General features: G+C 70.4%; 23 protein-coding genes. 12 read left to right on the forward strand and 11 right to left on the reverse strand.

What is annotated here, in order from left to right; translation table 11 throughout:
• The first annotated feature begins 55 nt into the window (after window positions 1-55).
• Together ACZ4VA_RS32500 and ACZ4VA_RS32505 are read left to right on the forward strand one after the other, a co-directional pair.
• A complete protein-coding gene (locus ACZ4VA_RS32500) occupies window positions 56-2506 on the forward strand; it encodes an MFS transporter (RefSeq protein WP_468083687.1) in 2451 nt (816 codons plus the stop codon).
• A gap of 121 nt (window positions 2507-2627) precedes the next feature.
• Window positions 2628-3449, forward strand: a complete 822-nt coding sequence (locus ACZ4VA_RS32505; protein ID WP_355789635.1) for a YceI family protein — start codon at window positions 2628-2630, stop codon at window positions 3447-3449.
• A 27-nt stretch (window positions 3450-3476) separates the two neighbouring features.
• Here ACZ4VA_RS32505 and ACZ4VA_RS32510 read toward each other — a convergent pair whose 3' ends face one another.
• Together ACZ4VA_RS32510 and ACZ4VA_RS32515 are read right to left on the reverse strand one after the other, a co-directional pair.
• On the reverse strand, window positions 3477-4241 hold the full coding sequence (locus tag ACZ4VA_RS32510; protein WP_355789632.1) for a GAF and ANTAR domain-containing protein: 765 nt from the start codon (window positions 4239-4241) through the stop codon (window positions 3477-3479).
• A 28-nt stretch (window positions 4242-4269) separates the two neighbouring features.
• Complete coding sequence (locus ACZ4VA_RS32515) at window positions 4270-4995, reverse strand: GAF and ANTAR domain-containing protein (RefSeq protein ID WP_355789629.1); 726 nt, start codon at window positions 4993-4995, stop codon at window positions 4270-4272.
• 237 nt (window positions 4996-5232) lie between these two features.
• Between ACZ4VA_RS32515 and ACZ4VA_RS32520 the strand changes: the two genes are divergently transcribed.
• Complete coding sequence (locus tag ACZ4VA_RS32520) at window positions 5233-5583, forward strand: STAS domain-containing protein (protein WP_468083554.1); 351 nt, start codon at window positions 5233-5235, stop codon at window positions 5581-5583.
• 25 nt (window positions 5584-5608) lie between these two features.
• Complete coding sequence (locus ACZ4VA_RS32525) at window positions 5609-6079, forward strand: PPOX class F420-dependent oxidoreductase (RefSeq protein ID WP_355789623.1); 471 nt, start codon at window positions 5609-5611, stop codon at window positions 6077-6079.
• A gap of 16 nt (window positions 6080-6095) precedes the next feature.
• Here the strand turns inward: ACZ4VA_RS32525 and ACZ4VA_RS32530 are convergent, their stop codons facing one another.
• The 7 genes from ACZ4VA_RS32530 to ACZ4VA_RS32560 form a co-directional block, all read right to left on the reverse strand.
• Window positions 6096-6869: a TetR/AcrR family transcriptional regulator gene (locus tag ACZ4VA_RS32530; protein WP_468083556.1), complete on the reverse strand. Its 774-nt coding sequence runs from the start codon at window positions 6867-6869 to the stop codon at window positions 6096-6098.
• Window positions 6870-7194: 325 nt separating this feature from the next.
• Complete coding sequence (locus tag ACZ4VA_RS32535; RefSeq protein ID WP_468083558.1) at window positions 7195-9387, reverse strand: ArnT family glycosyltransferase; 2193 nt, start codon at window positions 9385-9387, stop codon at window positions 7195-7197.
• The gene (locus ACZ4VA_RS32540) at window positions 9384-10853 is read right to left on the reverse strand and encodes a bifunctional glycosyltransferase family 2/GtrA family protein (protein ID WP_468083560.1); all 1470 of its coding nucleotides are present in this window, start codon (window positions 10851-10853) and stop codon (window positions 9384-9386) included. Before ACZ4VA_RS32540 ends, ACZ4VA_RS32535 begins: the two co-directional genes overlap by 4 nt.
• A 26-nt stretch (window positions 10854-10879) precedes the next feature.
• Window positions 10880-12478, reverse strand: a complete 1599-nt coding sequence (locus ACZ4VA_RS32545; protein WP_468083561.1) for a sensor histidine kinase — start codon at window positions 12476-12478, stop codon at window positions 10880-10882.
• Complete coding sequence (locus ACZ4VA_RS32550) at window positions 12475-13215, reverse strand: response regulator transcription factor (protein ID WP_402381238.1); 741 nt, start codon at window positions 13213-13215, stop codon at window positions 12475-12477. Before ACZ4VA_RS32550 ends, ACZ4VA_RS32545 begins: the two co-directional genes overlap by 4 nt.
• Window positions 13216-13360: 145 nt before the next feature.
• The gene (locus ACZ4VA_RS32555) at window positions 13361-14230 is read right to left on the reverse strand and encodes an amidohydrolase family protein (RefSeq protein ID WP_388904865.1); all 870 of its coding nucleotides are present in this window, start codon (window positions 14228-14230) and stop codon (window positions 13361-13363) included.
• A 411-nt stretch (window positions 14231-14641) separates the two neighbouring features.
• Window positions 14642-15529 (reverse strand): DUF2797 domain-containing protein, encoded by an 888-nt coding sequence (locus ACZ4VA_RS32560; protein WP_468083563.1) that lies wholly within the window; start codon window positions 15527-15529, stop codon window positions 14642-14644.
• Window positions 15530-15980: 451 nt separating this feature from the next.
• Between ACZ4VA_RS32560 and ACZ4VA_RS32565 the strand changes: the two genes are divergently transcribed.
• Window positions 15981-17165: a DNA cytosine methyltransferase gene (locus ACZ4VA_RS32565; RefSeq protein WP_468083565.1), complete on the forward strand. Its 1185-nt coding sequence runs from the start codon at window positions 15981-15983 to the stop codon at window positions 17163-17165.
• Between the two features lie 150 nt (window positions 17166-17315).
• Window positions 17316-18488, forward strand: a complete 1173-nt coding sequence (locus ACZ4VA_RS32570) for a Shedu anti-phage system protein SduA domain-containing protein (protein ID WP_468083567.1) — start codon at window positions 17316-17318, stop codon at window positions 18486-18488.
• A gap of 461 nt (window positions 18489-18949) precedes the next feature.
• Here ACZ4VA_RS32570 and ACZ4VA_RS32575 read toward each other — a convergent pair whose 3' ends face one another.
• Window positions 18950-19513, reverse strand: a complete 564-nt coding sequence (locus ACZ4VA_RS32575; RefSeq protein ID WP_468083569.1) for a GNAT family N-acetyltransferase — start codon at window positions 19511-19513, stop codon at window positions 18950-18952.
• A complete protein-coding gene (locus ACZ4VA_RS32580; RefSeq protein ID WP_468083571.1) occupies window positions 19510-20283 on the reverse strand; it encodes a GntR family transcriptional regulator in 774 nt (257 codons plus the stop codon). Before ACZ4VA_RS32580 ends, ACZ4VA_RS32575 begins: the two co-directional genes overlap by 4 nt.
• Window positions 20284-20441: 158 nt before the next feature.
• Between ACZ4VA_RS32580 and ACZ4VA_RS32585 the strand changes: the two genes are divergently transcribed.
• From ACZ4VA_RS32585 to ACZ4VA_RS32610, 6 genes are all read left to right on the forward strand, one after another.
• The gene (locus ACZ4VA_RS32585; protein WP_468083573.1) at window positions 20442-20771 is read left to right on the forward strand and encodes an SCO3933 family regulatory protein; all 330 of its coding nucleotides are present in this window, start codon (window positions 20442-20444) and stop codon (window positions 20769-20771) included.
• 2 nt (window positions 20772-20773) lie between these two features.
• Window positions 20774-22117, forward strand: coding sequence for an FtsK/SpoIIIE domain-containing protein (locus tag ACZ4VA_RS32590; RefSeq protein WP_468083575.1), 1344 nt, complete (start codon window positions 20774-20776; stop codon window positions 22115-22117).
• Between the two features lie 334 nt (window positions 22118-22451).
• Entirely contained in the window at window positions 22452-23093 is a 642-nt protein-coding gene (locus ACZ4VA_RS32595) for a DUF2637 domain-containing protein (protein ID WP_468083577.1), read from the forward strand.
• Window positions 23094-23113: 20 nt separating this feature from the next.
• Entirely contained in the window at window positions 23114-23299 is a 186-nt protein-coding gene (locus ACZ4VA_RS32600) for a mobile element transfer protein (protein WP_468083579.1), read from the forward strand.
• A gap of 13 nt (window positions 23300-23312) precedes the next feature.
• Entirely contained in the window at window positions 23313-23681 is a 369-nt protein-coding gene (locus ACZ4VA_RS32605; protein WP_468083581.1) for a hypothetical protein, read from the forward strand.
• A 92-nt stretch (window positions 23682-23773) separates the two neighbouring features.
• The gene (locus ACZ4VA_RS32610) at window positions 23774-23953 is read left to right on the forward strand and encodes a hypothetical protein (RefSeq protein WP_468083583.1); all 180 of its coding nucleotides are present in this window, start codon (window positions 23774-23776) and stop codon (window positions 23951-23953) included.
• Window positions 23954-24046: the final 93 nt, after the last annotated feature.

Genomic DNA, 24046 nt, shown 5'->3' on the forward strand with positions numbered 1-24046 from the left:
AGCCGGTGTGCGGGCTCACGCCAAGCACGGAGGTGGGTCCTCCGACGGCGCTCCGATGACGCACCGGCAGATCATGGAGGCGCTCTCCGGGCTGCTGCTCGGCATGTTCGTCGCGATCCTGTCGTCGACGATCGTCTCCAACGCCCTTCCCGAGATCATCGGGGACCTGGGCGGCGGCCAGTCCGCCTACACCTGGGTCGTCACGGCCTCGCTGCTGGCCATGACGGCGACCACGCCGCTGTGGGGCAAGCTGGCCGACCTCTACAGCAAGAAAGCGCTCGTCCAGATAGCGCTGATCATCTACGTCCTCGGCTCCGTGGTGGCAGGCCTCTCGCAGAACGCGGGCATGCTGATCACGGTCCGGGTCGTCCAGGGCATCGGCGTCGGCGGTCTGTCCGCCCTGGCGCAGATCGTCATGGCCGCGATGATCTCCCCCCGTGAGCGGGGCCGCTACTCCGGCTACCTCGGCGCGACCTTCGCCGTGGCCACCGTCGGCGGTCCGCTGCTCGGCGGTGTCATCACCGACACCTCGTGGCTCGGCTGGCGCTGGTGCTTCTACGTCGGCGTGCCCTTCGCGGTCATCGCGCTGATCGTCCTGCAGAAGACCCTGCACCTGCCCGTCGTGAAGCGGGACGTCAAGGTCGACTGGGCCGGCGCGTTCTTCATCTCCGCCGCGGTCTCCCTGCTGCTGCTGTGGGTCACCTTCGCCGGGGACAAGTACGACTGGATCTCCTGGCAGACCTACACGATGCTCGCCGGCGCGGTCGTGCTGGGGCTGCTCTTCGTGCTCGTGGAGTCCCGGGCCAAGGAACCGATCATCCCGCTGCGGCTGTTCCGCAACCGCACCATCACGCTGTCCTCGATCGCCTCGCTGTTCGTCGGTGTCGCGATGTTCACCGGCACCGTCTTCTTCAGCCAGTACTTCCAGCTGGCCCGCGACGAGTCCCCGACGATGTCGGGCGTGATGACCATCCCGATGATCGGCGGCCTGTTCGTCTCCTCCACGGTCTCCGGCCAGATCATCACCAAGACCGGCAAGTGGAAGGCCTGGCTGGTCAGCGGCGGCGTCCTGGTGACCGCCGGACTGGGTCTGCTCGGCACGATCCGGTACGACACCGAGTACTGGCACATCGCGATCTTCATGGCGCTCATGGGTCTCGGCATCGGCATGATGATGCAGAACCTGGTGCTGTGCACGCAGAACCAGGTGGCCCCCTCCGACCTCGGCGCGGCCAGCTCCACGGTCACCTTCTTCCGGTCCCTCGGCGGTGCGATCGGCGTCTCCGCGCTGGGCGCCGTGATGGCCAACCGGATCACCGGCTACGCCAAGGACGGCCTGGCCGACCTCGGCCCCAAGTACGCCTCGGCCGCCGCCGGTGCGAGCTCCGACAGCAGCATCCCCGACATGGACAAGCTGCCCGCGCCGCTGCGCACCGTCATGGAGAGCGCGTACGGCCACGGCATCGCGGACGTCTTCCTGATCGCCTCGGCGATGGCCCTCGTCGCCTTCTTCGTGACGCTGTTCATCAAGGAGGTCCCGCTGCGGACCTCGGGCGGTCTGGCCCAGGCCGCCGAGGCCGACGCCAGGGCGGCCGTCCCGGCCGCCGCCGAAGCCCCCGCCGTCGAGACCGTCGAGACCGCGAACCGGTCCGCCTCCCCGACGGAGACGGCCGGCCCCGGCCCCGAGGGCACGCAGCAGCTCGGCGCCGTCGCCACGGCGGCGACCGGGACCGCGCCCGGCTCCGGCGGCATCCCGGTCCGCGGCCACGTCCGCGGCGCCGAGAGCGCGCCCGTGCCGCGGGCCGCGGTGACGCTGATCTCGCTCGCGGGACGGCAGCTCGGCCGGTCGGTCGCGCAGGCCGACGGCGCCTACGCGGTGGACGCGCCCGGTACCGGCTCCTACGTCCTGATCGCCTCCGCCGACGGCTTCCAGCCGCAGGCCTCGACGATCGTCGTCAACGACGAGCCGGTCGCGTACGACATCCTGCTCAGCGGCACCAGCGGGCTGAGCGGTGTGGTGCGGGCCGCCGGGTCCCGGACCGCGGTCGAGGACGCCATGGTCATCGTGACCGATGTGCGCGGTGACGTGCTGGCCACCGGAACCACCGGTGAGCAGGGCGAGTTCAGCTTCGCCGAGCTGGTTCCCGGTGCCGTGACCGTCGCGGTGAACGCCGCGGGGCACCGTCCGGTGGCCCTGCCCGTCGAGGTCGGCGGCACCGGCGTCACCCGGGTCGAGGTCGAACTCAGCCCCGGCGCCCACGTGCAGGGTGTCGTCCGCGCTCCGGGCGGTCCGCTCGGCGACGCCCGGGTCACCCTGGTCGACGCGGCCGGCAACGTGGTCGGCACGGCGAGGACCGGCGCCGACGGGGCGTACGCCTTCACCGACCTGGACGGCGGCGAGTACACCGTCATCGCGACGGGCTACCCGCCGGTGGCCACCTCGCTGACCGTCGACGGCCCCGGCACCGACGGCCACGACATCGAACTCTCCCACCCGGGCGAGTAGTTCGGCTCCGGCCCGCGGGGCGCACTCCGAGCGGAGGTGCGCCCCGCGGGCCGGTCTCTTTTTCGACCGGTCCGGCCGGCCCCGCCGGCCCGGACAGCTTGGCTTGCAAGGAGAAAACGGGATGGGACTGACCGCAAGGATCCGCACGCGGGACGGATGGGCCGTGTCGCACGCGGTCGTCACGGTGACCGACATGACGGGCACCCAGGTGGTGCGGGCCGAGGCCGACACCGAAGGTGCCGTGCGGGAGACGACGGACCTGGCGCCCGGCGCGTACACCGTGATCGTCACCGCGGTCGGGTACGCCCCCGCCGCGTCCAGCGCGATCGTCACGGCGAGCGGGCGGGCGGACGTGGGGAACGTGGTCCTGACCCGCCAGGGCGGCACCGAACTGCCCCCGCCGGGCCCCTGGACCATCGACCCGGTGCATTCCTCCGTCGGCGCGGTCGCCCAGCACCTGGGCATCTCCAGCGTGCGCGGCCGGTTCACCGAGTTCTCGGGCCTGATCGAGATCGCACCGGACGAGGTCGCCAAGTCCCGGGTGGAGGCGGTGATCTCCGCGGCCTCCATCGACACCGGGAACGCGATGCGCGACGGGCACCTCAAGTCGCCCGACTTCCTCGACGTGGAGACGTATCCGCAGATCACGTACCGCTCGACCGGGCTGACCCTCGCCGGTTCCGACCGCTGGACGGTGCACGGCGAACTGACCATGCACGGCGTCGTCCGCCCCGTCGACCTGGACCTGGCCTACCTCGGCACCGGCGCCGACCCCTGGGGCGGCACGCGGGCGGCGTTCCGCGCCACCGCCGAACTGCGCCGCGAGGACTTCGCGATGAACTACAACCAGGTGCTCCAGGCGGGCATCTCCGCCATCGGCACCACGCTGCGCGTCGAGCTGGACGTCCAGGCGGTCCAGGGCGACTCGCTGCCCGCCGTCTGACCGGGCGGGCCCTCCCGGGGCGGCCGCTCAGGCGCCGGCCCGGGAGCCGCCCGGCGTCCTGCCGTCGCGGACCGGCGTACGGGACACCCGGGCCACCAGATCCCCGCAGAGGTCCCGGAGTTTGACGTTCGAGTCCTGCGAGGCGCGGCGCAGCATGTCGAGCGCCACCCGGGCGTCGCAGCGCTCCTTCGCCATCAGGATGCCGACCGCCTGGTCGATGACGCTGCGCGAGAGCAGCGCGGTCCGGACGTCCCCCGCCGACGCCCGGTCCCGCTCGATGCGCAGCGCAGCGTTGATCGCCTGCGCCGCGCGGGCCGCGAACTCCCGGGCGGTCTCCCGCCGGTCGCGAAAGGCGTTCTCCGTCACGGCGTAGAGATTGAGCGCCGCGTCCGTCTCGCCGTCGACCGCGAGCGGGACCGCGAGGACCGAGCGGACCCCCTGCGAGAGCGCGTACTCGGTGTACGAGGGCCAGCGGGTCTCCTGGGTGAGGTCCGGCGAGTGCTGCTCGGCGTCCGCCTCGGCCGCCCGGACGCAGGGGCCGTCCCCGTTCTCGTACTGCCGCTGGTCCAGTCCGCTCGGCAGTCCGTCCGTGCCCGCCAGGGTGAGCAGCCGTCCGTCGCGGCGGACGGTGATGCTGGAGGCGGCCGCTCCCTCGACGGCGAGCACGGCCCGCTCCGTGAGGTCCTTGAGCAGCGTGTCGAGGCCGCCGCCCTGAGCCAGCGCCTCGTGGAGGGGGCCGGCTTCCGCCGCGACGGCCCGCGGCGACCGGGGTGGATCCGCTGGGGGTCTCATACAGAACGGTTATCCCGTCGGCACCCGCTCACGCCTGGTCCCTGGCCTCCACGATCCGCCCCGCGAGGTCGCGCAGCTTCACGTTCTCCCGCTGAGAGGTCCGCACCAGACTGTCGAAGGCCTCCGCCGCGTCGATGTCCAGGCGCTCCATGAGGATGCCCGTGGCCTGGCCGATCAGGTCGCGGGTGCGCATGGCCTCCGTCAGCTGCTCCCGTACGGTCGCCGACTCCAGCGCGATGCTCACGTGCGCGGTGAGCAGCCGGCCGATGCGGGTGGCCGAGTCGTCGAAGGCCCGCGGCTTGCGCGCGTAGACGGTGAGGACGGTGACCCGGCGGCGGTCCGCGCGCAGGCGCAGGGAGAGCACCGAGCGCAGTCCGAGGCCGGACAGGGTGAGTTCACCGTCCTCGTCGTCGCCGCTGTCCTCGATCCCGGCGACCGGCGCGCTCCACAGCCCGTTCCAGTACGCGTCGTGCTCCCGGCCCGCGTTCAGGGCGTCGGCGGAGCGGACGACGTCGTCGGTCCAGGCGAGGGTCTGCCGGTGCGCGGCGCGTTCGATGACGGAGACGCCGGCGTGCTCGGCGCCGGGCAGGAGGTGCACGGCGAGCCGGGCCGCGGTGCGCAGGGTGCCGTTCGCCGTGGATGTCTCATGCAGCTGCTGAGCGGCCACGGACAGAGCCTCGGCCAGCTCGAAACCCATCGCGAAATGGGGCAATTCAGTAAAGTCGGACGCAGCCACCACGAACCTCTTCGGCATGCATGACCAGGATCCCGTCGTCGTTCGACGACAGGCCCCAGCGCCATGCGCAGGAGAGCTCCGCAGCACATTCCCGACTGCGAGCACAGGACGAACAGCACTTTAGCTGCTCCGATGGGGTGAGGTTGCGGCTCGGTGGCCGAGCTTCCGAAGAGAGCCGCGCCCGTGGTGGAATGGCCGTACAGGTCAGGAAGCGGCCTCATCGGATCCGGACACATGTCTTTCAGGTGAGTTGCCATGACCTTCTCCCCGACCCCACGTGACCTGCCGAACTGCACGCTCGTCACGCTGCCCGCGGACATCGACATCTCCAACGCCGACTCCGTGTACGCCGGGACCATGGGCGTGGTGAACACACGGAGGGACCGACTGCGCCTGCTCGTCCTGGATCTCACCGGGACCGAGTTCATGGACTCCCAGGGCGTACGCCTCATCAACGAGGTACGCGAACAGCTGCACCGCCCGCCGCGCACCGAACTGCGCGTGGTGGCGCGGCCGGAGGGCCTGGTGAGCCGCGTCCTGGAGCTGACCGGGCTGCGCCGGGACGTCGCCGTGTACGACGACCTGGCCGAGGCGATCGAGTCCTAGGCCGTGTCCGACCTAGGCTGGCCGCATGGCACCCAACATCGCGAAGAACACCTCCGTCTCCCTGGACGAGTTGCTCGACTTCGTACGGCCCCGGCACCGCGCCGTCCTGCTGACCCGGCGGGCCGACGGCGGCCCCCAGGGCTCCCCCCTGACCTGCGGCGTGGACGACGCGGGCCGCATCGTCGTCTCCACCTACCCGGAGCGCGCCAAGACGCGGAACGCCAAGCGGGACGAGCGGGTCAGCCTCATCGTGCTGAGCGACGAGTGGAACGGGCCCTGGGTCCAGATCGACGGCACCGCCGAGGTCATCGACGCGCCGGACTCCGTCGAGCCGCTGGTCGAGTACTACCGCAACATCGCGGGGGAGCACCCGGACTGGGACGAGTACCGGGAGGCGATGCGCAAGCAGGGCAAGTCGATCATCCGCGTCACGCCCGAGCGGTGGGGGCCGGTGGCCACGGGCGGCTTCCCGGCGCGGCTCGCCCCGCAGGACTGACCCGGGAGCGGCGCGGTCAGCCCCTGGCGACCATCGCCTCGATGCCCGCGACCAGCGTCTCCAGCGCGAAGGCGAAGTCGCGTTCGCGCATCTCCTCCACCGTGTCACCGCCGCGGGCCTCCATGAGGTCCGCGGCGCTCTCGAACTGCTCCGCGAACTCCGGCCGGTCGCGGATGGCGCCCATGGCCTGGTGGACGTACTCGTCCTGGGTCATCCCGGCCGAGGCGCAGCGCCGCACGAAGTGGCCCTCGATCGTGCCGAAGCCGTAGACGAACTGGAAGACCGCCGACAGGGCGCCCGTGCGTCCGTGCGGAGGCAGCCCCGTGTCGCGGACGATCTGCTGCACGCGGTGCGAGAAGGCCATCGAGTGCGGCCCGATGTTCAGGAAGTTGCCGATCAGCGGGGACACCCACGGGTGGCGCACGAGCAGCGAGCGGTAGCCGGCGGCCAGGGAGCGCAGCTGGTCGCGCCAGTCCCCGCCCGGTCCGGCGTCGGACGGGTCCAGCTCGCCGAAGGCCGCGTCCAGGGCGAGTTCGAGCAGGTCGTCCTTGGTGTCGACGTACCAGTAGACGGACATCGCGGTCACGTTCAGCTCGGCGGCGAGGCGGCGCATGGAGAACCGGGCCAGGCCCTCCGCGTCCAGCAGCCGCACGGTGGCCTCCGTGATGCGGTCCCGGTCGAGCCCCGACGGCTGGCTACCGCCACGCGCCGTACGTCCCCGGGCCGCCTTGCCGTCCAACCAGACACTGGTCCGCGCCGGACGCCCGGCCCGGTCGGCTGCCCTCACCATGGCGCACCTTTCTCGGAACTGCGGGACCCTGAGGTTCTGGTTTCCCGAGGTGGGGGCCGGAATGCCCCGGTCCTCCCCTCCCGATGCTAAGCGGGCGTCACGCGGACACCGTCACCGCGGAGTCTGCCCTCTCCGCCCGCCGCGGCAACGCCGCCGCGAGCAGCCCGCCGGGAAATGGTGCGGGGCCCTTCCGCGGTGTACGGAGAGGGCCGTCCTACACCGTGGAACCGTTCCGTGCGCCGTACAAGGCAGTTTCCGGCGGGACGTGGAGCGGCGGTGGGACGGGGTGCGCGTGCCCCGTCCCACCGCCGCGCCGGACGTACGGTCAGCCGCCGCTCTTCGGCTGCGTCAGGTCGTAGAAGGTGGCCGAACCGGCCGTCACCTTCGTGTAGTTGGCCTCGACCCAGGTGGTGATCGCGGACGCGGAGCCGGAGTTGCCGCCACCGCCGCCCATGCCGCCCGAGACGAAGTAGTGGATCCTCCCGTCGCGGACGTACTTCTTGAACTGGGCGAGGGTCGGGGACGGATCGCTCCCGTTGAAGCCGCCGATCGCCATCACCGGCTCGCCGGTGGCGAGTTGGTAGCTGGCGCCGTTCTGGGAACCGATGGTCGCCGCCACCCAGGTGTACCGGTCGGCGTCCGCCGTCAGCAGCTTCCTGGCCTCGGCGCCCACCGAGGCGCCGTCGAGCAGACCGCCCATGCCGCCGACCCCCGCACCGCGCTCGCCGGCCGCCCCGCCCTGCGGAGCCTGGCCGTTGCCCTGCGGAGCCTGGCCGCCCTGCCGGTTCGTGCCGCCGCCGGGGAAGCCGCCGGTGCCACCCGCAGGGGGCTGCCCCATGCCGCCACCCGGCCGGCCCGCGCCGTCCTGCCGGTTCTGGCCGGGCATCCCGCCGTCCGGCCGACCCGCGCCGCCGGGACCGCCGCCCCGGCCGCCCATCATGCTCGCCCCGGCCGGACCGGCCGTCACGATGGAGCCCGAGTGCCCGGTGCCGACCGTGCTGAGGGTGTACGCCGCCGGTCCCGCGAGCGCCGCCGCGACGCTCAGCGCGGCCGTCGCCAGGGCGAGCCGGCGGCCGAGGCGGGTCACGAAGACGAGCCCCAGCGCGCCGGTCAGACCGCCGACCAGCACGAGCCACTTCAGCCAGGGCAGGTGGTCCGGGGTCCGGTCGAGCAGGACGTAGCCCCAGACCGCCGTCGCGGTGGCCGAGGCGGCGAGCGCGAGCGAGGCCCCGATCCTGCCCCGCTCCTCCCACAGCACCGTCGCGCCCATGCCGGCCACCGCCGCGATGTACGGGGCCAGGGCCACCGTGTAGTACTGGTGGAAGATGCCGGCCATGTAGCTGAAGACGAGCGCGGTCATGAGCAGCGCGCCGCCCCAGGCGAGGAAGGAACCGCGGGCCAGGTCGGTCCGCCCGGTCCTGCGGGTCAGCCACAGACCCGCGACGAGCAGGATCAGCGCGGCGGGCAGCAGCCAGGAGATCTGGCCGCCGATCTCGGAGTTGAACATCCGGTCCCAGCCGGTCTCACCCCACTGCCCGGTGCCGCCACCGCCGCCACCGCCCCCGACGCTGCCGCTCTCGTCGCCGTTGATACGGCCCAGGCCGTTGTAGCCGAAGGTCAGTTCCAGGAAGGAGTTGTTCTGCGAGCCGCCGATGTACGGGCGGGAGGAGGCGGGCCACAGCTCGACGACCGCGACCCACCAGCCACCGGAGACGACCAGCGCGAGCGTGGCCAGGGCGAGCTGCCCGAGCCGCTTCCTCAGCCGCACCGGCCCGCAGACCGCGTACAGGACGGCCAGCGGCGGCAGGATCAGGAACGCCTGGAGGGTCTTCGTCAGGAAGGCGAGACCGACCGCGACGCCCGCCCAGACCAGCCACTTGGTACGGCCGTCCTCCAGGGCGCGGATCACGCAGTACACCGTGACGGTCATCAGCAGCGCGAGCAGCGCGTCCGGGTTGTTGAACCGGAACATCAGCGCGGCGACGGGGGTCAGCGCGAGCACCGCGCCCGCGATCAGACCGGCCGCCGGGGAGAACCGGCGCCGCACGGCCGCGTAGAGCACGCCGACCGTGGCGACGCCCATCAGCACCTCGGGCACGAGGATCGCCCACGAGCCCAGGCCGAACAGCCGCACCGACAGGGCCATCGGCCACAGCGCGGCCGGCGGCTTGTCGACGGTGATCGCGTTGGCGGCGTCGAGCGAGCCGAAGAAGAACGCCTTCCAGCTCTGGCTGCCGGCCTGGACGGCCGCGGAGTAGAAGGAGTTGGCGTAACCGGAGGCGCTCAGGTTCCAGAGGTAGAGCAGACCGGTGACCAGGAGCAGCGCGAGGAGGGCCGGGCGCGCCCAGCGCGGGTCCTCGGGGCGTCCGCGCCACAGCCGTCCCGGGAGGCGCCCGCGGGGCGCTCCGGCCCCGGGGGCCGCCTGGTGCCGTCCGGCGGGACCGTCCGCCGGGGCCGTGGCGGGCGGTCCCCAGGAGGGGTCGGCCCCCTGCGCGGTCGTGTCGGGCTGAGTCGTCATCGTGCGTTCCTCGGATCGTGGTCGTGCGGGCGCACCGGCCGCAGCTGCACGGTCGCGTCCCCCCGGGTGGCGTCCGCGGCGTCGCCGGCGCGGAACTCTGTGGTGTCGTACGAAGAGCGGCGCGCCGTCGGGAGCTGCGGCAGCGGCGCCTCGGTGTACGGCCGCACCGCTGTGGAGTGCGCGGGCGGGGCCGGTCGGCGCGAGGGCGCGACCGTGGAGGCGGGCTCGTCGCGGTCCGGGAACACCCACGCCCGGAAGAGCAGGAACCGCAGCACCGTCGCCGCGAGGTTGGCGGCCACCAGGACCGCCAGTTCCGTGGAGTGGGCGGGCTCGGACGCCGCCGCGTCCAGGGCGGCGAGCGAACCGCTGGTGAGGGCCAGCCCGATGCCGAACACCACCAGCCCCTGGGCCTGATGACGTACGGCGCGGTCCCGGCCGCGCACGCCGAAGGTCAGCCGCCGGTTCGCCGCGGTGTTCGCCACCGCGGAGACCAGCAGCGCGAGCGCGTTGGCGGCCTGCGGGCCCGAGACGGCCCGGAAACCGGAGTACAGCAGCAGGTAGAACAGCGTGGACAGGACGCCCACCACGCAGAAGCCGACCAGCTGACGGGCGAGCCCGCGCGGCACGCCGGTCAGCTCCCGGTCGCGCGGGTCGTCCCCGAAGGGCCGCGCGAGCCGGTCCAGCGGCAGCGAACCGGTGGCCAGGGCCCGGCCCACCCGCCACACGCCCCTGAGGTCGTCCGTGGCCGTCCGGACGATGTGCACCGTCGAGTCCGGGTCGTCGACCCAGTCGACCGGCACCTCGTGGATGCGCAGCCCGGCCCGCTCGGCCAGTACCAGCATCTCGGTGTCGAAGAACCAGCCGGTGTCCTCCACCAGCGGCAGCAGCGCCTGGGCGACATCGCGCCGGATCGCCTTGAAGCCGCACTGCGCGTCCGAGAAGCGGGCCTGGAGCGAGCCGCGCAGGATCAGGTTGTAGGAGCGGCTGATGAACTCCCGCTTGACGCCGCGCACCACCCGCGAGGAGCGGGCGAGCCGGGAGCCGATCGCCAGGTCGGAGTGGCCCGAGATCAGCGGGGCGACCAGCGGCAGCAGGGCGTTGAGGTCGGTGGACAGGTCCACGTCCATGTACGCGAGGACCGGGGCGTCCGAGGCGGACCAGACGGTACGCAGCGCCCGGCCGCGGCCCTTCTGCTCCAGGCGGAAGGACCTGACCTCCGCGATCTCCGACTCCAGCCGCGCGGCCACCAGCGGTGTGGAGTCCGTGGAGGCGTTGTCCGCGATCGTGATGCGGAACGCGTAGGGGAAGGTGCGCGCGAGGTGCTCGTGCAGCCGTCGCACACACGGCTGGAGGTCCTTCTCCTCGTTGTAGACGGGGACCACTACGTCCAGGACAGGCGTACCGGCGGTTCCGGCCGGGAGGTGCTCCCGCGCCGGCAGGCTGCCGGGAGAAGAGTCGGTTCGCATGTCGACGACATTCGTCAACCGCCCTGTTACGCCCGTGTGGTGGCGCTGTGCTGTGCCTGTGAGTACGTCCGCGGTCCCGTCCCGACGGCGAGCGCGGGCAGGTGCACCGTGAACACGGTCCGGCCGGGGACGCTGTCGACGGTCACGGCGCCGCCGTGCGCGGACACGACGGCCTGCACGATGGCCAGCCCCAGCCCCGTCGAGCCCGAGGCACGGGAGCGGGAGGAGTCGCCGCGCGCGAACCGCTCGAAGACCCGGGGCAGCAGGTCCTCGGGGATGCCGGGCCCGTCGTCCTGGACGTCCACGCACAGCCACGGCCCGTGCCGGTGCACCCGCGCGGTGACCGTCGTGCCGGGCGGGGTGTGGGTGCGGGCGTTGGCGAACAGGTTTACCAGGACCTGCTGGAGCCGGGCGGCGTCCGCCGGGACCAGGGCCGGTTCGTCGGGCAGCTCCAGGCGCCAGTCGTGGTCGCGTCCGGCCGCCCGGGCGTCGCTCACCGCGTCCACGACGAGCGGCACCAGGTCGGTCTGCTCGTACTGGAGCGGGCGCCCCGCGTCCAGGCGCGCGAGCAGGAGCAGGTCCTCCACGAGGAGCGTCATGCGCCCGGCCTCGGACTCGATCCGGCCGAGCGCGTGCCGGGTGTCGGGCCCGGTCCGCTCCCGCCCGCGCCGGGTCAGTTCGGCGTACCCGCGGATGGAGGCGAGCGGCGTGCGCAGCTCGTGGCTGGCGTCCGCGACGAACTGCCGTACGCGCGTCTCGCTCTGCTGGCGCGCGTGCAGGGCGTCGTGGACGTGGTCGAGCATCCGGTTCAGCGCGGCGCCGACCTGGCCGACCTCGGTGCGCGGGTCGGCCTCGGACTCCGGGACCCGCTCGTAGAGGGTCACCTCGCCGCTGTGCAGGGGGAGTTCGGAGACCCGGGTGGCGGTGGAGGCGACCCGGCGCAGCGGACGCAGGGCGACCCCGACGAGCACGGACCCGGCGATGCCGGCGGCGACGAGACCGGCGGTGGTGACGCTTACCTCGACGAGGACGAGGGTGTGGACCGTGCCGGTGACGGAGGCGGTGGGCAGCGCGACGTAGAAGGTGCCGCGGTTGCCGTCCATGTACTTGACGCGGTACTCGCCGAGTCCCGGCAGGTCCAGGGTGTGCTCGCCGGTCTTCGGGACGGAGGCGAGCGCCGCCTTCTGCGCCTGGGTGAGGTTCTTGGTGGTCATCCGGAAGGCCTCGTTCGCGGAGGCCTCCCTCTCTTTGGTGACGACCGCCCGGGAGATCCCACCGTCGTCACCCACCTGGGCGACGACGGTGTCCGCCTGCGTGCCGCCCTTGGTGGCGAAGCCGAAGGGGTCGTCGGGCAGCACGGGCCGGCCCGCGGAGTCCCGGGGCACCGCGTCCCGCGGCGGATCGCCGTCCCTGTTCTTCGGCCCGCCGGTCGCCCGCATGCCGACCTCGGTGACCTGGTCGTCCAGCTGCCGGTCCAGGTGCTCGGCCAGCGCGATCGTGGTCACCGTGCCCATGACGGCGCACACCACCGCGATGAGCGCGACCGCCGAGACGACGAGCCGTGTCCGCAGCGTCCGCGGCCGGGTGGCCCGCCGCTGCCTCCGCGGCCGTCGTCGCCCGCTCACGACACCGCGGGCTTGATCAGGTAACCGGCACCGCGCCGGGTGTGGATCATCGGCTCGCGGCCCGCGTCGATCTTGCGCCGCAGGTACGAGATGTAGAGCTCGACGACGTTGGCCTGGCCGCCGAAGTCGTACGACCACACGCGGTCGAGTATCTGCGCCTTGCTCAGCACCCGGCGCGGATTGCGCATCAGGAACCGCAGCAGCTCGAACTCGGTGGCCGTGAGGTGGATGTTCTCGCCGCCCCGGGCCACCTCGTGGCTGTCCTCGTCCAGGGTGAGGTCCCCGACGACGAGCACCGACTCGCTGCGCCGGTCGGCGGCACCGGAGCGGCGGATCAGCCCGCGCAGCCGCGCCACGACCTCTTCGAGGCTGAACGGCTTGGTGACGTAGTCGTCGCCGCCCGCGGTCAGCCCGGCGATACGGTCCTCCACGGCGTCCTTGGCCGTCAGGAAGAGCACCGGCACGTCGGGCAGGTCCCGGCGCAGCCGGCCGAGCACCGCGAGGCCGTCCATGTCGGGCAGCATCATGTCGAGCACCACGGCGTCGGGCCGGAACTCCCGTGCGGTCTGCACCGCTCCGTGTCCGTCACCCGCGCTGCGGATCTGCCAGCCCTCGTAGCGCAGGGCCATGGACAGCAGCTCGGTGATCGACAACTCGTCGTCCACCACCAGCACTCGGACGGGGCTCCCGTCCGGCCTCAGCAGTTCGGTGCGCCCCTGGGGCGAGGTCGTGGTCATAGCGGACACATTGCTGGGCGCCGCTGAGAGCATCCTTTCGGGAACCTGTGATTTGCCTGAGAAACCCACAGCCGCCTCTCAGGGAACGCCCACGACCCGTACGCCGCAAGGGCGGTGGCCGCATGTCCGCCGGGCCGGTACGACCTCAGCCCGCCGCCGGGAGCCCGAACAGCCGGGCCCCGTTGTCGTGGCAGACGGCCCGCAGCCAGTCGTCGCCGAGCCCGAGCCGCTCCAGGGCGTGCAGCTGATCGACGTAGGGATACGGGATGTTGGGGAAGTCGGTCCCGAGCAGGACCCGGTCCCCGAGACCGGCGAGCCGGGACAGCGCCCGCCGGGGGAACGGCGCGAGCCGCTCGCTGAAGCCGGTGAACGCCATCGTCGTGTCGAGCCGCACCTCGCCGTACCGCTCCGCGAGCCCGAGGAAGTCCTCGTACTCGGGCATGCCGAGATGCGCGACGACGAGCCGCAGCCGCGGGTGCCTGGCGAGGACGTCCCCGACCGGTCCCGGCCCGGTGTGCTTGCCCGGCGCGGGCCCGGAGCCGCAGTGCGCGACGACCGGGACGCCCGCCTCGGCGAGCAGCCCCCACACGGGGTCCAGGAGCGGGTCGCCGGGGTCGTACGCCCCCACCTGCACGTGCGCCTTGAAGACCCGCGCCCCGGCGTCGAGGGCCTCCCGCACGTACGCCTCGACGCCCGGCTCGGGGAACAGGGTCGCCGTGTGCAGGCAGTCGGGGGTGCGGCGGGCGAAGTCGGCGGCCCAGCCGTTGAGCCAGCGGGCCATGCCGGGCTTGTGCGGGTAGAGCATCGCGGTGAAGGCACGGGCGCCGAACGCCCGCAGGACGGCGAGCCGTTCCTCCTCGCCGGCGCGGTAGGTGATGGGCCACTCGACGCCACCGGTGAGCGGCCCGAGCCCGTCGAAGTAGCTCCAGACCTTGCGCAGCACCCGCTCGGGCATGAAGTGCGTGTGCACGTCGACGAGCCCGGGCAGCCCGAGCCGCGCCCAGAACGCCCGCACGTCGGCGGTGCCCGGGTCGGCGACGGTACCGGGAGGGGTGCCCTGTGCGCCGACGTCCCCGGCGTCACCGGGCTCTCCGGAACCGGTGTCCCGGGGGTGCCCGTCGCCCGGGCCGATGTCCCGGGGGTGCTCGGGGTTCGGGCCGGTGTCCCGGGGGTGCCCGACGTCCGGGCCGGTGTCCCGAGGGTGCCCGGCGTCGGGGGCGGTACCGGTGCCGGTGCCGGTGGACGCTCCGTCAGGCCCGCTCGCGGCGCGGTGATCGCTCATGCCCGCCACTCTCCGTCCGGACGGCCGCCGGCGTCCAGCGGCAAGCGGGGAGATCCCTGGCGCCGCCGGGCTCTCCGGTACCGGTGTCCCGGGAGTGCCCGGCATCCGGGCCGGTGTCCGGGGTGCCCGGCGTAGGGGCCGCCGTCAGAAGAGCCCGTCCTGTACGCCGGGTGCGGCGCGCCTCGACTCCCGTATGGGGAAGGCGGGCCGGTCGTCCCCGCCGGCGGAGGTCAGCTCCCAGCCGGGCATCAGGCGGGTGTCGAGCACGACGACCCCGCGCCCGGTCGCGAGATGCAGATCGGGACCGGCGGCGGCCAGCAGCTCACCGCTCACGGCGCACCCCGCGGCCAGCTCGCTCACCACGCCCTCGGCGGGCGGCAGTCCGGTGAGCCCGAACACCTCCGTGTGGTCGACGGGCTCGAACGGCATGCGCTCCAGGGACTCGGGCCACCCGTCGAGCAGGCCCGCCCGGGCGTGCAGCTCGGCGATCTCGGCGACCCGCTCCACGCCCCCGGCGCCCGTCCCGGACAGCACGCCGCGCACCTCCCGCTTGTCGGCGTACGGGATCCGGTCGGGCACCCGCAGCGCGGCCCGCAGCAGTTCCTCGGCCCGCCGGGAGGCCATCAGCGGGCCGCGGCCCAGCCAGCTGAAGGTGACGGCGCCCTGCTCCAACAGCCGTGCGGAGCCCCGCTCGACGCCGGTGATCCCCACCTTGACCAGGCCGGGCCCGAACCACGCCAGGTAGACGTGGTACGGCCGCGGATCGTCGGCGACGGTGTCGGCGGCCACGGAGTGCGCCCGCTCCAGCCGCGCGCACTCCTCGCACCGCGCCCCGGTGCCGCGCCCCGGCACGGCGGTGGCCCGGGGGCAGGCGTGCCCGCGCGCCCCCACGCAGGTGCGGACACCGTCCTCGGCCACCCCGAAGGCGATCCGCCCGCCCCGCACCAGCGGGCTGACCCTTCCCCCGCCCCACACCAGCGCGGGCCCGTCGGCCCCCCACCGCAACCCCGCACAACTCCACACCCGACCCATCACCCGAGCGTAGACACCCCCACTGACAACGCCGGGTCCTGCCGTCCAGGGCCGCCCTCCCTGCCGACACCTTGAAAGAGGCGCAGTGCTCCCGGGTCCCGATGGCGTTCGCCAGGGGCAAGGCGAGGGGATCAGAACTTCACGTGCCCCTCCCGGCCCGCGCACTTCACTTCCGTCACCCCACGCAAAAGGCCCCCGGATCTCTCCGGGGGCCTTCAACCTGTGTGCACTCGGCAGGATTCGAACCTGCAACCTTCTGATCCGTAGCTCTATGCAAGTCGGCCAGGAACGGCCGTAACGGCTGCTACGTAGCTACAGAGACGCGCTGCGGGCCAAGGAAGTGCTGTGAGGTTGCTGTACAGGGCTGCTGTACGGCGGCATGTGACTCGCGCCTGCACTGGTGCAAGCCCGGCAGTATGACGCAAGTCCCGAGCGTGGGATCATAGCTCTCATGGCAGACGCAATTACAAGCACCCCAACTCCTACGGTAGCTGGACTATTCGCAGGCATCGGTGGCGTAGAGCTAGGTCTTCAGCGCGCCGGCTTCGAATCGAAGCTTCTATGCGAGTGGGCCGCGCCTGCCAAGGCTGTTTTGTTGAACCAGTTTCCCGGCGTGGACTTCCATGACGACGTCCAAGACCTTCCCTCCTTGCCATCCGTGGATGTCGTGACAGCAGGCTTTCCATGCACCGACCTTTCACAGGCCGGCAGGACCGCAGGTATTCACGGAACCCAATCAGGGCTAATTAAGCATCTATTCAAGCTGCTGGCAGATACCGATCCCAAATGGGTGGTGATCGAGAACGTGCGCAACATGCTCGCTCTCGATAAGGGCCTTGCGATGGAATACCTAGTAGAACAATTCGAGAGTCTCGGATATAGGTGGGCTTACAGACTGGTCGACTCTCGCTTCACGGGAGTTCCTCAACGCAGGCACAGAGTGATCGTCGTTGCTTCGCGAACAGAGGATCCTCGAACAGTACTTTTCGCAGATGACAGTTCGGAACTACCGCTATCCGCTTACCGCGACGACGCCTTTGGATTCTATTGGACCGAGGGAAATACCGGCCTCGGTTGGGCCAAGGATGCCATCCCCACACTTAAGGGAGGATCGGGTCTAGGAATTCCCTCGCCGCCCGCCATATGGATCCCTGGGGCGCCAGCCGGCCACGCTATCGTCACGCCATCGATTGGCGACGCGGAGGAGCTGCAAGGTTTCCCTCGAGATTGGACGATCGCGGCTAAGCAGGAAAAGGGACGTGCTGGCGACCGGTGGAAGTTGGTCGGGAACGCTGTGACTGTAGGCGTCGCCGAGTGGGTTGGGCGCCGACTCATGACCCCGGGCCTTTTCGATGAGACCGGTCAGGTACCCCTCATAAAGGGCATGCGTTGGCCCAATGCGGCATGGGGCGGTCCTGATGAGCGCTGGGAAGTGCCCTACGGCATGTGGCCAGAGCGACACCCGTATCGGCACATCCTCGACCTCGTAAGAAGAGAAGAACTCGCACCTTTGAGCCTCCGCGCGACCAGCGGCTTTTACGGGCGCCTCCAGAGGAGTCGGCTCCGCTACGACGAGGACTTCGCGACCGCGCTTAAGGCTCACGTTGAGATCTCGACTCCAGCCGCCACTTCATGAACTGACTATCGCGCCAAATGCGACAAATGCATACAATAAGTGCCCTTCTAACTGCTGTAGGCGCGCCCAGAACATCCGCTGACCAGCTAAGAGCGTAGCTTTCGCGCCAAAAGGCTCCCATGCTTGAGGTATCGAAGTTAACGTCCTTGCGTGACTGTCGAGGAGAATCTGGCAAACCTGGCCCTGCTCCTGAAAGGCGTGAACCACAAAGCCCCCATTAATAGCAAACACAAGTACGGCAGGGTGATGTCACTCATTGCCGACTTCGCAGGCTTGCCGACCGGTAATGTATACGCAAGCCAGGTGAGCAAGCCGGACAATCTAGACGTCCGACTCGGGCAATCGAGAGACGCGAGAAGCGCGAAACTTGCCGTCGCTTTAATTCTGGACGGAAAACTGAATAAATCACTGATCAGCGCCGCTCGTAGGTTCTCGCAAGAGTACGGACGTACACTTCTTTTGCTGCAGCAGAAGAATGATCCTCCGGGCGAGAGATGGCATCCAGTTATCGGCTTCTCCTCGGCCGGCGACAAAAACGCCCAGGCGACGCTAGAACGACTGAAAGAGAGACTCGGCGATTTTGAAGTTCACCAGACCCAAGGTGAGCTTTTCTCCATTACGGGATTCACACACGATGCCATGGGGCACGCACTTGTGGAGGGTGGAAATCTTCGAGCAGTTCTCTCCGCTGCCACGGAGACTGATCAAGGACTGAATGAAGTCGAGGCTGCTGTGGTGCAGCGTCGCCGAGAGATTGTTGCTCAGCTACAGCAACTTGTTGCCACGCCCGGCACAACAGAGACTGATCTACAGCACGCCCTTGGTGAGAAGTATTGGATCTTCGGCGGGCGCTACGTAGGCATCATCCCAAGAAGAAAATTTACCTTTCTCGATGAGTACGACATTCCTCTCCTCTGCGCTGACGGCTCTCTACACATCGTGGAGATCAAGGGGCCCTGCATCGAGAGACTTATTGTGAAGCATCGCGGGCACCTCATCGTCGGAAAAGAAGTACACGAGGCAGTCGGACAAACTGTCAACTATCTGCGTGCACTCGACGACCAGCGCACAGCACTGCAAGCAGAGCTCCATGAAGAGCTAGGGATCGCAGTAGACCTGCGACGCGTTCGGTCCTCCGTAGTGATCGGACATCCAACGCACGTGCGTGTCGCTGGCGTTGGGCTGCCGTCACGTCTCCACATCGACCAAACCATCCGGGCTTACAATTCACATCTTTCCCGGATCGAGGTTCTCACTTATAGCGATCTGCTGGACAGTGCAGAGCAAGCGCTGCGTTTCGAGAGCGAAAAAGGTGACAGCTAGACCGCTCCACCTACCTCAACCCACCACTAACCCCTGCTCCCATCCCGTCCGCCGTCGACCCACACACCGTGGAGCGGGCGTGGTTCATGGCGTCCAGGTGGAGCGCGCCACTGTACGAACGACCTGGACGCCATGGGCCGCGTCTGCTCGGCTCTGCCTGGGTCGATGGTGGACGGGATGGGAGCTCCCCGCGCACGCCACTACGGACCCGCGGTCGGGAGCGGCGCCCCCTCCATCCCGGTGCCGGCCGATCCCCCGCCGGAGGCATCGCCTTGACCGTGGGCCGCTCTATACGGTGATCGACTCATGGCTTCCGGCCCTATCCACATGTGGGCGCGCGTCGGCGGCGGCAGCGCCGAGCGGGCCGAAGGCAGGAGCGCGGGCGCAGCCAGAGCCGGGAAGCGCGCCCGGCGGAGCGGAGCGCAGCCGGGGCTTGATGAGGTAGAGAAACCTGTAACAACTCAGGTGCGCAGCGGTTCAGGGCTGGGCGTCTCATCAGCGAGACCGTGCTCGGCCGGACGGGCAGGGCGTTGGGCAAGCCAGCCAGATACCCGGGGGCCGCCGTTGACGGCGTTGCCTTCGGAGACGGTCCTCACGTACTGGAAGCCCTCGTCCAGGTAGTAGCGCTGAAGACGCTCGTTGGTGGTCCACGCGTCGAGGCGTAGCCACTTCGCGCCTGCGCGGTACGCGCGATCCCCAGCCCAATCCAGGAGCTTGCTCCCAAGCTCTTGCCCTGCGTACTCGCGCGAGACCGTCAACTTGTTGACGAACATCGAGGGATCACCCAGCTCCTCGGTACTCCACAACCCCTCCTCAACCTCCGGCGTGAGCGTGATGGTCCCGGCTGTACGCACCCCGTCCTTCAGCATGAAGACCGTTCCGGCCTGGATCGTCGCCAAGAGGCGGTCCGACGGATATGGCCGGCTCCACTGGTCGCTGCCAAGCTTGCCAAGCCAAGCCGCGGCCTCCTTCCGGAAGTTGAGCAGCCGGTCCAGGTCGGCAGGCGTAGCGCTCGTGATCCTCACTTGGCATCGCTCTCATCCCGAGCCGTCAGGTTGCCGATCTCGTAGTTCATGCGGTTCAGGTCGCCGCGGAAGGTCGTCACCGTGCACCGGACGGGGCGCTCGGTCGTGTAGCCCGTACGTGTCCAGAGCAGGACCGGGACGCCGGGGCCGATCTCCAAAAGCCGCGCCTCTTCCGGGGTGGGCATGCGAGTGGAGATTTCGTCTGCGTAGCCCACCTGCTCGATGTCCCGGCCAGCCAGGTAGCGGGTCGTGCCCTCGTCTATGTCTCCCGGTTCAGCGAGTCGCGGCGCCTCCTGTACCAACCAATCCGGGTAGTGCGTCGCCTGGGTCGACCATGGCACGTCATCCACGAAACGGTGGCAGAAGCGCAGCACGGATCGAGAGCCTGTCTCCACCTTTAGTCGCTCGGCGATGTACGCCGGCGCGGTCGTCATCTCTACCCGGAACGTCTGGTGCGGTCGGCGGCCAGCGTTCGTGACGTCGGTGGAGTAGGCATCGCCATTCTGCGGGAAGGTCAGGTTCTCAAAACGAGAGGCGTTCAGCTCGAAGACCTCGTGCTTCCGGACCTCGTAACCCAGCCCTTGACTCGACGTGATGAGTCCCTGGCTGACCAGCAAGCTCAAGCCTGATCGAACGGTGTTTCGGGAGGCGTCGAAGCGGCTGGCAAGGTCGGCCTCTGAGGGCAGCCGGTTGCCAGGGGCGTACGTGCCGTTGTCGATCTCGCGACGCAGCGCGTCGGCCACCTGCTGGTACTTCGGCTGCTTACTCATGCCTCCATCATGACGCACTCGCTCAACTTGTTGGTACATGTTCGCGTGAAGTGCTTGACGTCTCACTCCCAGTGCGCCAATCTCTAGAAGTCAGCTTGTACCAACAAGTTGAGCAAGAGGTCCAAGGGGCCTAACTCTGATCTATTCGGGAGTGAGCTATGCCGTCGTTCAAGATCGACGTTTCGACCGCTGTGGTGTTCGTGGCGACTACGCCGGCGCCGAAGCTGGCTAACGCGAAGACCGGTGAGCGGGCGATGGACCGGGAGACGGGGGCACCGCTGTCGACGGTGGGCCTGCTGATCTCGGACGAAGGGGAGGGGAACCTGTACCAGGTGACCATCCCGGAGACGGGCTACCCGGAGGGTCTGGCGCCGGGTATGCCGGTGAGGGTGGTCGGGCTCAAGGCGCGTGACTGGGAGAACGAGTTCAACGGCCAGAAGCGGCACGGGATCTCCTTCCGTGCGGTCGCGATCACGGCGGCGGCCTGACCATGAACGACATCGCTACCTGGTTCGAGCTGGGCGGCGCCGCTGCTGGTGCCGGTGGGCTCGGCTACGCGAAGTACAACGCCCCGCGCGTGTACTGGTCGCTGGTCGGCCTGCCGGTCACCTGGGGCCGGTTCACCTGGACCTACCGCTCCACGATGGACGTGTGCGGCCTGACGGTCCAGCCGTCCCGGTTACGTGCCTTCGTCGCCCGCAACGTGGCTCGCCGTGAGGTGCGGCCGGTGGCGCCCAAGGTCCGCCGGGTCCGGGGTACCTCGACCGGGCTGCGGGTCACGCTGCGTCTGCCCGCCGGCTTGGAGCCCGCCGACATCGCCGCGTCCTCCGAGCGTCTTCGCCACGCCTGGGGAGTCCGCTCGGTGATGGTGAGCGAGACCAAGCCCGGCTTCGTGGAACTGCGGATGACCGGCTACGACGTCCTCAACCGGGTCCGGATGCCGCGCAAGGCCAAGCCGCGTGGTCTGGTCGTCCCGGTGGCGATGCGCGAGGACGGCGGGGTGTTCGAGCGGAACTACCGTGAGGTCCCGCACGCGCTGACCCTCGGGGCGAACCAGTCGGGCAAGTCGATGTATCAGCGCAACCTGATCAAAGAGCTGGCCCAGCTCCCGGTCGGCCTGGTCGGTATCGACTGCAAGCGCGGTGTCGAGCACGGCCGCTACGCGGCCCGCCTCTCAGCCCTCGCCACCGACCTCCCTTCCGCCGGCCGCCTGATCGACGCGCTGGTCACGGAGATGGAGGAGCGCTTCGACCTCCTGGCTCTGCACGGCGTCTCGGACCTGTGGGAGCTGCCCGAGCACGTCCGTCCGGTGCCGCTCGTGGTGCTGATCGATGAGGTGGCGGAGCTGTTCTTCGTGATCTCCAAGAAGGATGAGACGGAGCGCGACCGGGTGGTCATGCAGCTCGTGCGCCTGGGCCAGATGGCCCGCGCGATCGGCATCTACCTGGAGGTGTGCGGGCAGCGCTTCGGCTCCGACCAGGGCAAGGGCGCAACCGCACTGCGCGCCCAGCTCACCGGCCGTGTGGTGCACCGCGTCAACGACAAGGCCAGCGCGGACATGGGCCTGTCCGACATCTCACCCGAGGCAGTGCTCGCGGCCACGATGATCCCTGCGAACCGTCCCGGTGTCGCGGTGGCCGGCGACACGTCCGGTGGCTGGTCCCGCATCCGCACCCCGGCCATCACGCCCGATGAAGCGGCGGCTGCGTGCCGGGAGTTCGCGCACCTGGCCCCGGAACTGTCGTTCCTGGCCCCGTTCCGCCCAGTCGCTCAGATCGCCCCGCCGATGCCGACCGCGCCGCCGCTCGTGCGGCCCCGCCCGGTCACGGACTAGCACCCTCTCGAACCCCGGTCGGCGTGACCCTCTCGCGCCAGGTCCCTACCCGGCCATGCCGAAAACCGAAAGGGAGACCGCTCATGGCACGCAAGACCGCCAAGCCGCAGACGGTGAAGTGCCCGGACTGCGACGGCAAAGGCGAGACCACCGAAACCGTGCGCGTCGGTGCCCGCAAGGGCCGCGCCACCGACCACCGGCAGAGCCGCCGTGTGCCTCACCTGCTGGGGCTCCGGCGAAGCACCCGCCAACGACTGAACCCGCCAGGGCCGGGCGGCCGGACACGCTTCCCCGCCCCGCCCCGACCTGACCCCCACGAAGGAGGTGAAGATCCGTGTTCCGCTCGATCCGCCCCGACGCCGTACTCGTCCAGGCCGTGATTGCCGGTGCGCTGTCCTTCGCCCACCTACACGACCTCGCCGCCGCTGCCGGACAAGACGGCTGGAAAGCCTGGGCCTACCCCATCTCCGTAGACCTGCTGCTCGTCGCCGTGTGGCGCCGGCTACGCACCGAACGCTCCGCCCTGGCCTGGCTCTGGTTCTTGGTCGCCCTGGTCGCCTCGCTCGGCGCGAACATCGCCACTGCCGGGCTCCTGGACCTGGAACACGTACCGGACTGGCTACGCATCCTCGTGGCCGGCTGGCCCGCGCTGGCCTTCCTCGGCGGCACCCTCCTCGCCCACACACCCGCCCGCCCCGTGCCCGTCCCGGAGCCTGGCCCCCGACCGGTGCCGGGGCCCGTCGTGGAGCGCCCCGAGGCACCCGAGCCGGCTCCCGAGATCCCCGAGCCCGCCCCGGTGCCTGCGCTGCCGAAAGCGGCTGCGGTGAACGTGCCGCCGGCCTTGGTGGATCACGCCCGGAAGATCGCGACCGAGCACCGCACCCGCACCGGTACGGACATCGACACCGCCACCCTGCGCGCCCGACTCGGGGTTACCGATGACCTCGCCGGCGCGATCGTCGCCCAACTCGCCTGACAGACAAGGAGGTAGATCCCGTGCGCCCGAACCGCTTCTACGACGTGATCCGCATCGGCCCCGTCAAGGTCGGCACCTTCAACAACGGACGCGGCCAGACCAAGCACACCGCCGCGTGCACCGCCCCGAACTGCGGATTCTCCACCGAGCACGGCAACCGCTCGGCCGCCGAACTCGCCGCCCGCACCCACCGCTGCACCACCTGAGGAGGGCTGATCCGTGCAGATCCCCGAAGACCAGATGCGCGCCGGCCACATACCCGCCGACCTGTACCGGCAGATCCCGCCCGGTGCCGATCTGCGCAAGGTCGTGATCGTCCAGGAAGCCCCGCGGTCCTACAAGGGCCCGATCATCCTCGCTCTGGTGATCGCCGCCGGAACGATCGCGGTGCTTCTGGTGGTCGCCTTCGTCGCCCAGGTCGTGGCCGGTGCCGCCGTCGCGGTCCTGTCGGCCACCGGCGGGCTCAGCTACACGATCAACCGCAGCAAGAAACGGGAGTTATCCCGCGCGGGCACCCGCCGGCGCTCCCGCTCGCCACGCAAGCACCCGGTCCGCTCCCGACCTGTCCGGAGCCGCAACCGCAAGTGATGCCCTCCGGGGCGGCCTCAACCGCCAAGTATCCGCCGCCCCGGACGGCTGCACCTCTTCCAGATCTTCCGACCCGAAAGGGCTTCCTCATCATGCCTCAGCACGCCCCGAACCTGCCCGTCTGCCGGGACTGCGACGGCTTCCCCGTCGTCGCCATCACCACCGGCACCCGCCACACGGACGGCACCCGCGTCCTGCTCCGCGTCGTCTGCCGCGCCTGCCAGGGCACCGGCCACAACCACCCGGCCGTCCTCGCCCGGACCGGGAGGTGACGGCGGTGGGACTCCTGAACTGGACCTCCAGCCAGCACTACGACCACAGCGGCGGCCGGCGGGTACTGGACCTGTTCTCCTGCGCCGGTGGAG

It is taken from the genome of Streptomyces sp. NPDC028308, assembly GCF_055565855.1.